Raw genomic sequence first — 13488 nt, 5'->3', positions numbered from 1 at the left:
CTTGCCGCTGTACAATTTTTCTGATTAAAGGTATGATACAACTATTCTACCTGTGTTGCGCCAATGAGCGCATAAGGCATTTTACGGGAGGTTTACTCGAAAATGGAAGCGTTAGCTTTAGCGAAAAAAGAGCAGCGGAATCAGGAGCTGCGGGATAAGATTATGCGTCTTAAAAAAGAAAGAAATGCTATTATTCTTGCGCATTATTACCAGCGTCCAGAAATTCAGGAAATTGCAGATTTTCTCGGCGATTCCTTCGGTCTTGCTCAGAAAGCGGCGACGACAGATGCAGATGTAATTGTATTCTGTGGCGTTCACTTTATGGGGGAGAGTGCGAAAATTTTGAATATGGACAAGACTGTTCTCATCCCGGATGAACGGGCAGGCTGTCCGATGGCGGACATGGTAAACGTAGGGGGCTTACGTAAGCTGAAAGCTCAGCATCCGAATGCCAAAGTTGTCGCTTATATTAATACATCCGCAGACGTGAAAGCAGAGACAGACATTTGCTGTACATCGTCCAATGCGAAAAACGTAATTGAATCCATTGATGCAGAAGAAATCATCTGGGTTCCTGATAAAAATCTCGGCAACTGGGTATCTCAGTTTACTGATAAGAACATGATTATCTGGGAGGGCTATTGCAATACGCATGATCAGCTAACCGTTGCGGATGTGCAGGCGCTGAAAGACGAACATCCAGACGCTCAGTTCGTTGTTCATCCCGAATGCCGACCAGAAGTTGTCGCATTAGGAGACTTTGTGGGTAGCACAACCGGTATTCTTAAATATTGTCGTGAATCGAATCACAAGAAGTTCATCGTTGGGACAGAAGATGGTGTCGGCTATAAGCTACGCCTTGACAGCCCGGATAAGGAATTTATTTTTGCATCCAAATATTTGGTGTGCCCGAACATGAAAGTAAATAATCTCAAAAAAGTGGCAGACTGCCTCGAAACCATGCAGCCGCAAATTTATGTGCCGGAAGAAATCGCGGATAAGGCACGTACATCCCTTGAGCGGATGTTGTCGGTTGAAGCCGTTCAATAAGTCAGACACCATAGAGAAAACATGCGTACGATACGGACAGGAAACAGTGGAGAAAGAAGGTAGCAAGAAATGGTACCTAGGTATGTCCTTGATTTTAAATTAGGTGAGCTTACCACATACACGACAGATGTACTTGTTATTGGTTCCGGGATTGCCGGATTGTATACAGCACTCAAAATCAGTGAGCAGAAAAATGTCACGCTGATCAGTAAGACAGCACTCACCCAGAGCAATACTCGATATGCACAGGGGGGGATTGCAGCTGTAACGGCAGAAACGGATTCGCCGGAACTGCACCGCCAAGACACCCTGATCGCTGGGGCGGGTATTTGCTCGAATGAAGCTGTTGAAGTGCTCGTGAATGAAGGCCCTTCATGTATTGTCGACCTGATTAACTATGGTACGAAGTTTGATGAAGAAGACGGAGCATTCGCTCTGACAAAAGAAGGCGCGCACAGCCAGCGCCGCATTCTGCATGCGCAGGGAGACGCAACCGGGGCGGAAATTGTCCGTGCTCTGTCTGCACGTGTGCTAGAAAATGAGCGGATCAAAATTCTCGAGGATCATTTCACATTAGATCTGGTAACCAATCAAGGTGAATGTATCGGAGCACTTGTCCGGACATCGGAAGGAGAGACGGTATACATTCGGGCGAACGCGACGGTTCTGGCAACAGGTGGAGCGGGCCAATTGTACCGTTATACGACAAATCCTGAGATTGCGACCGGAGATGGTATGGCGATGGCTTACCGTGCGGGTGCGTATATTAAGGATGTAGAGTTCATTCAATTCCATCCGACGGCACTATTTTATCCGGGGGCACCACGGTTCCTTATCTCAGAAGCCGTACGTGGTGAAGGAGCTGTCCTGCGTAACATTAATGGCGAACGCTTTATGGATAAGTATCATCCGCAGAAAGAACTGGCGCCGCGTGATGTCGTAGCACGTGCGATTGTATCCGAGATGGAAGCAACGGGATCAACGTTCGTTTATCTTGATATTACCCATGAATCGGAGGAATTGATCAAGCATCGCTTCCCGACCATTTATAAAGTATGCCTGCGCTACGGTCTCGACATGGTAACAGACTGGATTCCAGTAGCACCAGCGGCCCACTACATTATGGGTGGCATCAAAACAGATGTGAACGGGGAAACGGCAACGAAGCGCCTGTTTGCGTGCGGGGAAGTGTCCTGTACGGGTGTGCATGGAGCCAATCGTTTGGCAAGTAATTCCCTGACAGAGGCACTCATCTTTGGTCGCCGCATTTCGGAATGTGTAAAAGGGATGGAACCGCTTGGAGAAGAAGTGCCAGCGATTTCGTTCTCTTTGATGCGTCAACAGACGATGAACAGCGACACGGTAATCGAACGTAAGCTGCGCTTGCAGAAGCTTATGCTTACGCATGTTGGGCTGAAGCGTCACGAGAAGGGCCTGACGAAAGCGGTGCGAGAGCTTGAACGCTTCGTGAAGGCGTTCCGTTATAAACTTGACCGACCAGAAGATATTGAGTACTTGAACTTGCTGACATGCAGCTGCCTGGTAGCGAATGCGGCACTGCTTAGAGAAGAGAGTCGGGGCGGTCATTACCGCGAAGATTTCGCGAAGCGGGATGACATTGTCTGGCGCAAGCATATTGTGCAGTCGATTGAAGATGGTGTGTTAGAGGAGCGAAATACGAATGAAGATGAATGAAAAACTGCTGGATCAGCAGATTGAGATGTGGCTTTCCGAAGATATCGGATTTGGTGACATTACAAGTCAGGCGACCATTCCGCAGGATTCAGTTGGGACAGGCATCTTATATACGAAGCAGGCGGGTGTGATCGCAGGGCTTGATGTGGCGACTCACGTATTTGCCAATCTCGATCCGTCCCTTACGTTCACGAAAAAAGTGGAGGAAGGGACATGTGTTGAGAAAGGGGTCGTCATTGCCGAAGTAGAGGGTAGCACACAGAGCATTCTGAGTGGGGAACGGCTGGCGCTTAATCTGCTGCAACGCCTGTCTGGCATTGCGACAGAAACGCACACGTACGTACAGAAAGCACGGACAACAAGTGCGCATGTCCGCATTGTCGATACACGTAAGACAACACCAGGCTTGCGGATGCTAGAGAAATATGCGGTTGTAGTTGGTGGTGGCCATAATCATCGCATCGGCCTGTTTGATGCGGTCATGATTAAGGATAACCATATCAAAGGAGCAGGCGGGATTACGGCAGCGGTTCAACGTGCGCGGGAGGCGATTTCGCATACCATGCGCATTGAAGTGGAAGTGGAATCACTTGAACAGTTGGAAGAAGCGATAGCCGCGAAGCCGGATATTATTATGCTCGATAACATGGATAACGAAACGATGGCTGAAGCGGTGCGTCGTGTAGACGGGCGCATGATTGTGGAAGCATCTGGCGGAGTGAATCTTGATACGGTAGCAGGCATTGCTGCCACCGGTGTCGATGTGATCTCGATAGGGAGCTTGACACATTCGGTTTCAGCACTTGATATCAGCCTGGATTTGAACGAGAGAAAAAGATAAACGGGGGAGAAACATGCTGTTTGTCATTGACGTAGGGAATACGAACATCGTACTCGGTGTATATGAAGGAGATGAACTCAAGCATAACTGGCGCATCAGCAGTGATCGCAGTAAAACAGCGGATGAATTCGGCATGCTGATCAAAAATTTGTTCGCAGACAGCGGGCTGACCTTTGACCAGATTGAGGGAGCCATTATTTCATCTGTCGTGCCGCCGCTTATGTTCCCGCTTGAGAAAATGTGCCAAAAATATTTTCATGTGAAGCCGATGGTAATCGGTCCGGGGCTTAAAACCGGATTAAATATTAAAGCGGATAACCCGCGCGAAATTGGCGCAGACCGAATTGTAAATGCAGTTGCAGGCATTCATTACTATGGTACACCGCTGATTATTGTGGATTTTGGCACCGCGACGACATTCTGTTGGATTGATGAGGAGGGCGGTTATCACGGTGGGGCGATCGCACCGGGGATTGGCATCTCTACAGAGGCACTGTACAGTCGGGCAGCCAAGCTGCCGCGTATCGAGCTTGTGAAGCCGCCGAGTGTAGTTGGGCGCAATACCATTCATGCGATGCAGTCCGGAATTATTTACGGATTCGTTGGCCAGGTGGATGAGCTGGTACGCCGTATGAAAGCAGAATGGCCGGTTGAGCCAAAGGTGATTGCGACAGGTGGGCTGGCGGAATTGATCGGCAGTGAATCCAGCCAGATTGATGAAGTTGATCCGTGGCTGACGGTCAAGGGATTGCGTCTCATTTATGATCGCAACAGAAAATAACAAAAAGCGGGGGATCGGCCAGATGGTCAGCTCCCGCTTTTTTGCTTGCAAACTAATTGTGGTACAATAAATGTATGGATTTCGAACGAAGAAAGGACGATACAGAAATGAATGACTACTTAGTACGTGGGATGGCGTATGACGGGCATGTGCGTGTATTTGCCGTTCGCACAACGGAAGCTGTCAGTGAGATACAACGCCGATTGGATACATGGCCCATTGTAAGTGCAGCAGTAGGGAGAACGTTATCATTCGCGACCATGATTGGTGCGATGTTGAAAGGAGAAGAACGTCTTACTGTCATTGTGCGCGGTGGTGGTCCAGTTGGGCAAATTGTGGCCGATGCGAATGCGACCGGAGAAGTGCGCGGTTATGTTAGCAATCCGCATGTTCATTTTATGGAGCTGAATGAGCAGGGAAAACTTGATGTGCGCCGGGCTGTCGGAACAGAGGGAAGTATTACGGTAACGAAAGACCTTGGCTTGAAAGAACCATATCAGGGAACAAGTCCGATTGTGTCTGGTGAGCTTGGAGAAGACTTTACCTACTACCTGACTGTTTCTGAGCAGGTGCCGTCTGCGGTTGGGGTTGGAGTACTAGTGAATCCAGATAATACGATCCGTGCGGCAGGAGGCTTCATTGTTCAATTGTTGCCGAACACGCCGGATCATATTATTGAGAAGCTGGAACGTTCTCTTTCTGGCATTCGTCCGGTTTCTACCATGATTGATGAAGGACTAACACCGGAAGACATGCTTAGGGAAGTGCTCGGGGAAGATTTCGTGCTGCTTGATATGCATCAGGTGTATTTTAACTGTCATTGTTCCATTGACCGCATCGATCGTGCGCTGATCAGTCTGGGGAAAGAAGAGCTGGACTCAATTATCGAAGAGCAGGGTGAAGCAGAGATGACCTGCCAATTCTGCAATGAAGTGTACCATCTCGATAGGAAACATTTAGAAAATATTCGTGCAACTTTGTAAACCTGCATTGACGATTTAGGTCATTAGCTATATAATATTTTATAAAACCGATTACCTTAGTAGGGATTAACGAGGGGGAAATCAGATGCGAGTAGCTCAATCAATTACAGATTTAATTGGATATACACCATTAGTGAAATTGAACCGGGTTGTAGAAGAAGGGGAAGCGAATATTTATTTGAAGCTTGAATTTTTTAATCCGGGTAGCAGTGTGAAAGATCGAATTGCGCTAGCTATGATCGAAGCAGCTGAGAAGGACGGAGTACTGAAAGAAGGCATGACGATTATTGAGCCGACAAGTGGGAACACGGGAATCGGTCTGGCGATGGTAGCGGCGGCAAAAGGCTATCGTGCTGTGCTTGTCATGCCGGATACGATGAGCATCGAGCGCCGCAACTTGCTGCGTGCATACGGTGCGGAGCTGGTACTTACACCAGGGGCTGAAGGAATGGGAGGCGCCATTCGTAAGGCAGAAGAGCTAGTGAAGGAAGATCCTTCTTATTTCTTGCCGCAACAGTTCAAAAATCCGGCAAACCCACAGATCCATCGCGAGACAACCGCACGTGAATTGTTGGAACAGGGTGAAGAACTTGGCGGTATCGATGGGTTCATCTCCGGTGTTGGTACAGGTGGTACAATCACAGGCGTTGGGGAAGTGCTGAAAGAGAAGTACCCGAATGTTCGCATTGTAGCGGTAGAACCGGCTGCGTCTCCCGTACTGTCTGGCGGCAGACCAGGACCGCATAAAATTCAGGGCATTGGGGCTGGATTTGTTCCGGATACACTGAATACGGAAGTGTACGATGAAATCATCAAGGTAGAAAACGACGATGCGTTCGAGACATCTCGTGCAGTAGCTAAGAAAGAAGGGATTCTTGGTGGTATCTCTTCCGGGGCAGCGATTTATGCGGCGAAAAAGCTGGCGAAAGAACTCGGCCCAGGCAAAAACATTGTGGTCATTATTCCGAGCAATGGTGAACGGTATTTAAGTACCCCTCTTTATCAATTCGACGAATAATACGTATAATAAAGAAAGACCAACCTCTGTCGGAATGTCGGCAGGGGTTTTTAAATGCGAGAGAACAGGATGATGAATGTGACAGAGACGAACCCGTGGAGCCGTCAGCAGCTTAACGAGTATGATCGTGTGCCACTTTGGGATAAGAAGACGTGGGGCAGAGAAGATCCGTGGCAGTTGTATCGGAAGCTGCGAGAACAGAGTGAATATGCCTTTATCATCGAGAGTGGACGAAGTGGACGCTATACGTATGTAGGAGCGAATCCGGTTGCTACTCTTACATATAAAGATGGCCAAGCCTGCTATAATGGACAAACGATTACGACACTTGCAGATCCACTTGCTGTTGTGAGACGCTGGATGTGCCACGAACAGTCACCGTCTGCCGCAGAAGCGGCACATGCCGGACTGCCGGATTGGTATGGCGGTGCAGTTGGGTACTTGAGTTATGATATGGGGCGTTATTATGAGAAACTGCCGCGCAGTGCACAGGACGATCTCAAGTTACCTGATGTATACCTGATGATGGCAGAAGAAGTATACGCCTTTGATCATGTCACTCGAGAAATTTATGTGATTGTGCATGTTGGACCTGCTGCACAAATTAAAACGGTGGAAGCGGGGACGAAGTGGCTAAAGATGATGGTGGAGCTACTATATACGCTAGACATCAAACCGTATATGAGCAAAGCGGAAGGAGAGGTATCGACGCTACCTGTAGTAACATCGTTTGATCAAACAGAGTTCGAGGAAGCTGTGCGCCGTGTGCAGCAATATATCGGAGCAGGTGATGTATTCCAGGTCAACCTGTCTGTGCGTCAGACACGTACAACCGATGCAGATGCCGAGGCGATCTATGAGGTGCTGCGTCAGGTTAATCCATCTCCATACATGGGACTTCTACGCTTCCCGGAATTCCAGCTCGTATCTGCATCTCCTGAACTTCTTGTGCAGGTGAAGGGTGGCAAGCTGAGTACGCGCCCAATCGCAGGCACGCGTCGGCGTGGGAAGGATGACGTGGAAGACGAGGCGCTTGTGCAGGAGATGCTCGGTAGTGAGAAAGAAGTAGCAGAGCACATCATGCTCGTTGATCTGGAACGTAACGACCTTGGTCGTGTCAGCCGCTACGGTTCGGTGCATGTAGATGAACTGATGGTAGTCGAGAAGTATTCGCACGTGATGCATATTGTCTCGAACGTAGTCGGTGAGCTTGCAGAGGATAAGGACATGTATGATGCGATTGTTGCCACGTTTCCAGGTGGAACGATTACCGGGGCACCGAAAGTACGGACAATGGAGATCATTGAAGAGCTAGAGAAGGTCACACGTGGACCGTACACAGGTTCGATGTGTCTGCTTGGGTTTGACGGGGATGCGGTGTGTAATATTATCATTCGCACGATGATTCTCAAAGACGGTCAGGCGCATGTACAGGCAGGGGCAGGGATTGTCATTGACTCCACCCCAAAAGCAGAGTATTATGAATCATTAAAGAAGGCGGAAGCTGTCTGGAAGGCACTTGCGCTGACTGAAGACCAGTTGAGACGAGTTTGAGAGAGGAGAGTTGAGCATGATTTTGATGATTGATAATTACGATTCCTTTACGTATAATCTGGTGCAGTATCTGGGTGAGATGGGGGAAGAATTACGGGTTGTACGCAATGACAAAATTACGTGCGACGAGATTGCGGAGTTAGCCCCTTCGTATTTAATGATCTCACCAGGACCGTGCACGCCAAATGAAGCGGGGATTAGCTTAGAAGCGATTGAGCGCTTTGCTGGTACCATTCCGATTTTTGGTGTGTGTCTTGGTCATCAATCCATTGCGCAAGTATTCGGGGGCAATGTGATTCGAGCTGAGCGTTTAATGCATGGCAAAACATCGGATATGTATCACCATAATCAAGGGGTATTCGAGGGCCTGCCATCGCCGTTTAAGGCAACGCGCTACCACTCGCTCATCGTAGAGCGAGAATCTTTGCCGGACTGTCTGGAAGTTACAGCAGAGACAGCGGAGGGAGAAATTATGGGTCTGCGCCATCGCGAATTGGCGATTGAAGGCGTACAATTTCACCCTGAATCCATTATGACGGAACACGGGAAGCAGATGCTACGCAATTTTCTTGCTCGCTATGCGCCCGTACAAAAGTAGATAAAAAGGAGTGTTGATCCGGGCATGAAGGTTTTTCTTGACGGTCAACTAATCAATGCAACACAGGCTGTGATCTCGCCGTTTGATCACGGCTTTCTTTATGGACTTGGCCTGTTTGAAACGATGCGAGTATATAATGGTCATATTGCTCTTTTGGACAAGCATTATCGCCGTCTGTGCGAGGCAGCAGGTGAGCTTGGAATCCGTGTGACGATGACGCGAGAAGAGCTTCGCTTTGCGATTCTCCAGACGCTTAATGAAAACGATCTAGAAGATGCGTATGTGCGTGTGGACCTGACAGCAGGGGATGAGGGATTGGGCCCGTATGCCGGGGTGTATGAGAACCCACGCTGGCTGATTTTTGTGAAGCCACTAGCAGCGTTTCCGGCTTCGCTGTATGAGACAGGTAAACGGCTCCAGGTTCTCAAGCGTCCGCGCAATACACCAGAGGGAGAATGGCGTTTTAAATCGCACCATTATATGAATAATCGATTTGGTAAAATGGAAATTGGAAATGACCCGGATGTGGAGGGGTTGTTCCTGACGGAAAACACATGTGTGGCGGAAGGAATCGTCTCGAATGTGTTTTTTGTGTCGGATTCCGTACTCTACACCCCGCATGTGAACACGGGGATTCTTCCGGGAACACGTCGGGAATTCGTGCTCGAACTCGCCGAAGCGAACGGTATTGAAGTACACGAGGGTTTTTATTATCTCGATCAGCTGATGGTGGCGGATGAAGTGTTTATTACGAATGCCATGCTTGAGATTGTACCGATTCGGGCTGTGAATGAGAAACAGATCGGGACGGGTACAATAGGAACGCTAACAAAACGTCTGCTAGAGCTGTATCGGGCAAGCATCTAGATAAGAAAGCAGACAGGAGGAATACAGATGGTACACGAACCGCTGCGGGCAGGGAAATATGAACTGCCACTAGGTGAACGGACGCTTGTTATGGGGATTTTAAACGTGACTCCTGATTCGTTTTCGGATGGGGGGAACTATAATCAGATCGACAGAGCGCTTGAGCATGCGCGTCAGATGGTGGCGGATGGAGCGGACATCATCGATATTGGGGGTGAATCTACGCGGCCTGGGCATGAGCCGGTTGGACTTGATGAGGAGCTGTCCCGCGTGATCCCGGTGATTGAAGCTTTGACGCGTGAAGTGGATGCTCCCCTCTCAATTGATACATATAAGGCAGAAGTGGCCAGGCAAGCTGTACAGGCAGGAGCGACGATTATTAATGATGTGTGGGGAAGTAAAGCTGATCCTGCCATGCCGCGTGTAATGGCAGAAGCGGACGTTCCGGTTATCTTAATGCACAACCGAGATAATATGAACTATGACTGTTTCGTGGACGATATGCTGAACGATATGCGGGACTGTATAGAGCGGGCAAAACAGGCAGGCGTGAAAGATCAACATATTATTCTCGACCCCGGAATCGGATTTGCTAAAACGTACGAGCAGAATTTGGAGATGATGTATCATCTAGATCGACTTGTCGAATTGGGATACCCGGTTCTGCTTGCTACATCGCGCAAGCGATTTATTGGCGAAGCGCTTGGTGGAGTTCCGGTAACGGAGCGAGTGGAAGGAACCGGGGCAACAGTAGCACTTGGTGTAGAGCGTGGCTGCCACATCGTCCGTGTCCATGATGTGAAGGAGACGGTGCGCATCTGCCGGATGATGGACGCGATGCTGTACGGCTGGCGCCAGGAAAGAGGACGTGAGTAAGCATGGATAAAATTTTGTTTAACCGTATGGAATTTTGGGGCTATCATGGAGTGTTTCCCGAAGAAAATAAGCTCGGACAGCGTTTTTATGTTGATTTGGAATTGTCCTGTGATTTGTCTTATGCCGGACGAAGTGACACTCTAAATGATACGGTGAATTATGCGCATGTATATACAACCACGAAGCAGGTTGTGGAGGACGAACGCTATGCGTTGATCGAAGCGATAGCTGAACGGATTGCGACCCGTCTGCTCACTGAGCATGCAAGAATCGTAGAGGTACTCGTTCGCGTTGTGAAACCGGACCCGCCGATTCCTGGACATTATCAATCCGTAGCTGTGGAAATCAAGCGGGAGCGTACATAGAATGACAGGGGAAACACGGGTGTTTTTCGGGCTTGGCTCGAATATGGGAGACAAGGAAGGAACTCTTCAGGAAGCGGTCCGTCTGCTGGACGCAGTGAGCGGGATACAGGTGCTCAGAAGTTCATCTCTGTACGAAACAGATCCGGTCGGGTATGTGGAACAAGATGTGTTTTATAATCTTGTGCTGGAAGCAGATGTAATACTCCCACCGCAAGCACTTTTGGAAGAGACACAGCGAATTGAGCAACAGTTAGGTCGAACGCGAGACATTCGCTGGGGTCCGCGCACAGTGGACATTGATATTCTGCTATATGGGGAGCAGCAGGAGGACACAGAAGCTCTTTGTATTCCCCATCCACGGATGGCCGAACGTGCCTTTGTGCTTGTGCCGCTTGCAGAGCTTGTGCCGCATCAGGTTATTCCGATGCCGGCAAGGGTGAATGTACTGATAGAGGAGCTGCTTTCCAATCTGGAACATACAGACGGTGTACGCCGCAGTAAATCGTTTTGCTGGAAGTAGACACGTATGATACAATAGTGAATACTTGCGTGCAGAACGCAGCAAAAGATTTACGTGGAAGGTGAAATATGGCTAACCTGAAAATCGGAAATGTCGAGTTAAAGAACAACGTTGTGCTTGCTCCGATGGCCGGGGTTTGCAACCCGGCGTTTCGCCTGATTGCGAAAGAATTCGGAACAGGTCTGGTCTGTGCAGAGATGGTTAGTGATAAGGGCATTGTCCACGGCAATAAGAAAACGATGGATATGCTGTATGTAGACGACCGCGAGAAGCCGTTAAGCCTACAGATTTTTGGTGGAGACAAAGAAACGCTCGTTCAGGCGGCACAGCACGTCGACTTGCATACGAATGCCGATATTATTGATATTAACATGGGTTGCCCCGTGCCGAAGATCGTAAGCTGTGACGCAGGTGCGCGTCTTCTGCTCGATCCGAATAAGATTGAAGAAATGGTGGGAGCTGTTGTCGAGAGCGTATCTAAGCCGGTTACGGTAAAAATGCGCATCGGCTGGGATGACGACCATATTTATGTTGTAGAAAATGCAAAAGCAGTGGAGCGCGCAGGCGGTGCTGCGATTGCGGTGCATGGGCGTACACGTGTACAGATGTATCAGGGCAAGGCGGACTGGAGCTACATCCGTCAGGCGAAGGAAGCGGTAAACATTCCGGTAATCGGGAATGGTGACGTTGCATCTCCGGAAGATGCGAAGCGGATGATCGAGGAGACAGGCTGTGATGGCGTTATGATCGGTCGTGCAGCGCTCGGCAATCCGTGGATGCTGTATCGGACGATTGAATACCTCACAAAAGGGGAACTTCCGCCTGATCCGACTCCGCGTGAGAAAGTCGAGATCGCACTTCTGCATCTTGATCGCCTGATTAAAGTAAAAGGTGAGAAAGTTGCTGTGTTAGAAATGCGCAAGCATGCAGCCTGGTATCTGAAAGGACTGCCTGCGTCCGCTCAAATTCGCGATGAAGTCAACGTGCAGGAAACACGAGACGGCATGGCGAAGTTATTGCTGTCCTATTTAGAGCGCGTCGAAGGCAAAACAGCAGAGTGGGAAGCACGGCAGCAAGCAAGTCTGGCGTAGGTTTGACAACGATAGTAGCCTACCATATAATACCTTAATATCTGCTGCGAAACTGCCAGTGAATCACTGGCAGTTTCATATATGTTTTGCATAAAAAATATGGTTTCATCATACACTCTACGATAAATTGGACATAGAAGATGAATAGGGGGAACAGGAAAATGGCCGAAAAAGAAGTCATTTTAACCGCCGAGGGTTTAAGAAAATTAGAAGATGAGCTTGAAGAGCTTAAATCGGTAAAACGTCGCGAAGTTGCTCAGCGTATTAAAGAAGCGATCAGCTATGGTGACTTATCCGAGAACTCGGAGTACGAAGAAGCAAAGAACGAACAAGCTTTTATCGAAGGTCGTATCATTACGCTTGAAAAAATGTTGCGCAACGCGCGCGTGATTTCCGGGGATGAGCTTGATTCGGGCGTTGTATATGTAGGTTCTACCGTTATCGTGAAAGACCTTGAGTATGGTGATGAAATGGAATTTACAATCGTGGGTTCGGCTGAATCTGACCCGATTAACAATAAAATCTCCAATGAGTCTCCGGTAGGTATGTCACTTCTCGGCAAGGCAAAAGGCTCTACTGTTGATGTAGCTGTACCAGCAGGCACAGTTCGCTACGAGATCATCGACATTAAAGTACAGTAATACGAATTTTTTATGAGCTCCTTCGATTTTCGTGGGAGCTTTTGCCCAGTTTTGGGCTATCATGAATAGTAAAAGGTTTGTAAGGAGTTGAACGTAATCATGTCTCGTTTGGAAGAACTAAGTGAACAAGAAGTTGTGCGACGCGAGAAGCTGGCAACATTGCGTGAAAAAGGGTTTGATCCGTTCGGTAAAAAGTTCGAGCGTACGTATACTGCGAAGGAAGTACTGGATAAGTTTGCAGAAGTGGACAAGGAAGTGCTGGCTGAGCAGACGAATGAAGTGGTGATTGCTGGTCGTATGATGGCGAAACGCGGGCAGGGAAAAGCCGGTTTTGCCCATCTGCAGGACCAGTCTGGCCGTATACAGATCTATGTACGTCAGGATCAGGTTGGCGAAGATGTATATGAAATGTACAAAATGTGCGATATCGGTGACTGGATTGGTCTTAAAGGTGTCGTGTTTAAAACAAAAACAGGTGAGACAAGCGTGAAAGCCCACGAAGTGACCCTTCTGAGCAAATCGCTTCGTCCGCTTCCAGAAAAATTCCATGGACTCAAAGACGTGGAAATTCGCTACCGTAAACGTTATCTGGATATGGTAATGAATCC

At 48.7% G+C, this 13488-nt stretch carries 15 protein-coding genes (1 of these 15 only partly in view); all 15 read left to right on the top strand.

Translation table 11 applies throughout. From position 1 onward, the window contains the following. Positions 1-102: 102 nt before the first annotated feature. A complete protein-coding gene (nadA, locus tag CB4_RS01395; protein WP_096463246.1) occupies positions 103-1050 on the top strand; it encodes a quinolinate synthase NadA in 948 nt (315 codons plus the stop codon). 69 nt (positions 1051-1119) lie between these two features. Next, complete coding sequence (gene nadB, locus CB4_RS01390; protein WP_096463245.1) at positions 1120-2745, top strand: L-aspartate oxidase; 1626 nt, start codon at positions 1120-1122, stop codon at positions 2743-2745. Then, positions 2732-3586, top strand: a complete 855-nt coding sequence (gene nadC / locus CB4_RS01385; protein ID WP_096463244.1) for a carboxylating nicotinate-nucleotide diphosphorylase — start codon at positions 2732-2734, stop codon at positions 3584-3586. Before nadB ends, nadC begins: the two co-directional genes overlap by 14 nt. Positions 3587-3599: 13 nt before the next feature. Continuing rightward, the gene (locus tag CB4_RS01380) at positions 3600-4367 is read left to right on the top strand and encodes a type III pantothenate kinase (protein WP_096463243.1); all 768 of its coding nucleotides are present in this window, start codon (positions 3600-3602) and stop codon (positions 4365-4367) included. Between the two features lie 107 nt (positions 4368-4474). After that, a complete protein-coding gene (hslO, locus tag CB4_RS01375) occupies positions 4475-5350 on the top strand; it encodes an Hsp33 family molecular chaperone HslO (RefSeq protein WP_096463242.1) in 876 nt (291 codons plus the stop codon). Positions 5351-5435: 85 nt separating this feature from the next. Beyond that, positions 5436-6368, top strand: a complete 933-nt coding sequence (gene cysK, locus CB4_RS01370; protein ID WP_096463241.1) for a cysteine synthase A — start codon at positions 5436-5438, stop codon at positions 6366-6368. Between the two features lie 72 nt (positions 6369-6440). Then, a complete protein-coding gene (locus CB4_RS01365) occupies positions 6441-7922 on the top strand; it encodes an anthranilate synthase component I family protein (protein WP_096467581.1) in 1482 nt (493 codons plus the stop codon). 16 nt (positions 7923-7938) lie between these two features. Then, positions 7939-8520 carry an aminodeoxychorismate/anthranilate synthase component II gene (gene pabA / locus CB4_RS01360; protein WP_096463240.1) on the top strand — a complete coding sequence of 194 codons (582 nt, stop codon included), beginning with the start codon at positions 7939-7941 and terminating at the stop codon, positions 8518-8520. A gap of 24 nt (positions 8521-8544) precedes the next feature. Continuing rightward, a complete protein-coding gene (pabC, locus tag CB4_RS01355) occupies positions 8545-9387 on the top strand; it encodes an aminodeoxychorismate lyase (protein ID WP_096463239.1) in 843 nt (280 codons plus the stop codon). 27 nt (positions 9388-9414) lie between these two features. Next, positions 9415-10263 (top strand): dihydropteroate synthase, encoded by an 849-nt coding sequence (gene folP, locus CB4_RS01350; protein WP_096463238.1) that lies wholly within the window; start codon positions 9415-9417, stop codon positions 10261-10263. A gap of 2 nt (positions 10264-10265) precedes the next feature. Continuing rightward, entirely contained in the window at positions 10266-10628 is a 363-nt protein-coding gene (gene folB, locus CB4_RS01345; RefSeq protein WP_096463237.1) for a dihydroneopterin aldolase, read from the top strand. Between the two features lies 1 nt (position 10629). After that, positions 10630-11148: a 2-amino-4-hydroxy-6-hydroxymethyldihydropteridine diphosphokinase gene (folK, locus tag CB4_RS01340; protein ID WP_096463236.1), complete on the top strand. Its 519-nt coding sequence runs from the start codon at positions 10630-10632 to the stop codon at positions 11146-11148. A gap of 77 nt (positions 11149-11225) precedes the next feature. Next, on the top strand, positions 11226-12239 hold the full coding sequence (dusB, locus tag CB4_RS01335) for a tRNA dihydrouridine synthase DusB (protein WP_096467580.1): 1014 nt from the start codon (positions 11226-11228) through the stop codon (positions 12237-12239). 161 nt (positions 12240-12400) lie between these two features. Continuing rightward, positions 12401-12880 carry a transcription elongation factor GreA gene (gene greA / locus CB4_RS01330; protein ID WP_096463235.1) on the top strand — a complete coding sequence of 160 codons (480 nt, stop codon included), beginning with the start codon at positions 12401-12403 and terminating at the stop codon, positions 12878-12880. 99 nt (positions 12881-12979) lie between these two features. Further along, positions 12980-13488, top strand: the 5' portion of a protein-coding gene (gene lysS / locus CB4_RS01325; RefSeq protein WP_096463234.1) for a lysine--tRNA ligase. It continues 1027 nt past the right edge of the window; the window shows 509 of its 1536 coding nt (coding positions 1-509); it begins with the start codon at positions 12980-12982; its stop codon lies beyond the right edge, outside the window.

This window comes from Aneurinibacillus soli (assembly GCF_002355375.1).
Taxonomy (GTDB): domain Bacteria; phylum Bacillota; class Bacilli; order Aneurinibacillales; family Aneurinibacillaceae; genus Aneurinibacillus; species Aneurinibacillus soli.
The sequence above is the reverse complement of the archived record's forward strand: the minus strand, read 5'-3'. Positions and strand labels throughout refer to the sequence as shown.

Coding starts and splice junctions, on each gene's coding strand:
- nadA (WP_096463246.1), top strand. CDS start 103: ATGGAAGCGTTAGCTTTAGCGAAAAAAGAGCAGCGGAATCAGGAGCTG.
- nadB (WP_096463245.1), top strand. CDS start 1,120: ATGGTACCTAGGTATGTCCTTGATTTTAAATTAGGTGAGCTTACCACA.
- nadC (WP_096463244.1), top strand. CDS start 2,732: ATGAAGATGAATGAAAAACTGCTGGATCAGCAGATTGAGATGTGGCTT.
- CB4_RS01380 (WP_096463243.1), top strand. CDS start 3,600: ATGCTGTTTGTCATTGACGTAGGGAATACGAACATCGTACTCGGTGTA.
- hslO (WP_096463242.1), top strand. CDS start 4,475: ATGAATGACTACTTAGTACGTGGGATGGCGTATGACGGGCATGTGCGT.
- cysK (WP_096463241.1), top strand. CDS start 5,436: ATGCGAGTAGCTCAATCAATTACAGATTTAATTGGATATACACCATTA.
- CB4_RS01365 (WP_096467581.1), top strand. CDS start 6,441: ATGAATGTGACAGAGACGAACCCGTGGAGCCGTCAGCAGCTTAACGAG.
- pabA (WP_096463240.1), top strand. CDS start 7,939: ATGATTTTGATGATTGATAATTACGATTCCTTTACGTATAATCTGGTG.
- pabC (WP_096463239.1), top strand. CDS start 8,545: ATGAAGGTTTTTCTTGACGGTCAACTAATCAATGCAACACAGGCTGTG.
- folP (WP_096463238.1), top strand. CDS start 9,415: ATGGTACACGAACCGCTGCGGGCAGGGAAATATGAACTGCCACTAGGT.
- folB (WP_096463237.1), top strand. CDS start 10,266: ATGGATAAAATTTTGTTTAACCGTATGGAATTTTGGGGCTATCATGGA.
- folK (WP_096463236.1), top strand. CDS start 10,630: ATGACAGGGGAAACACGGGTGTTTTTCGGGCTTGGCTCGAATATGGGA.
- greA (WP_096463235.1), top strand. CDS start 12,401: ATGGCCGAAAAAGAAGTCATTTTAACCGCCGAGGGTTTAAGAAAATTA.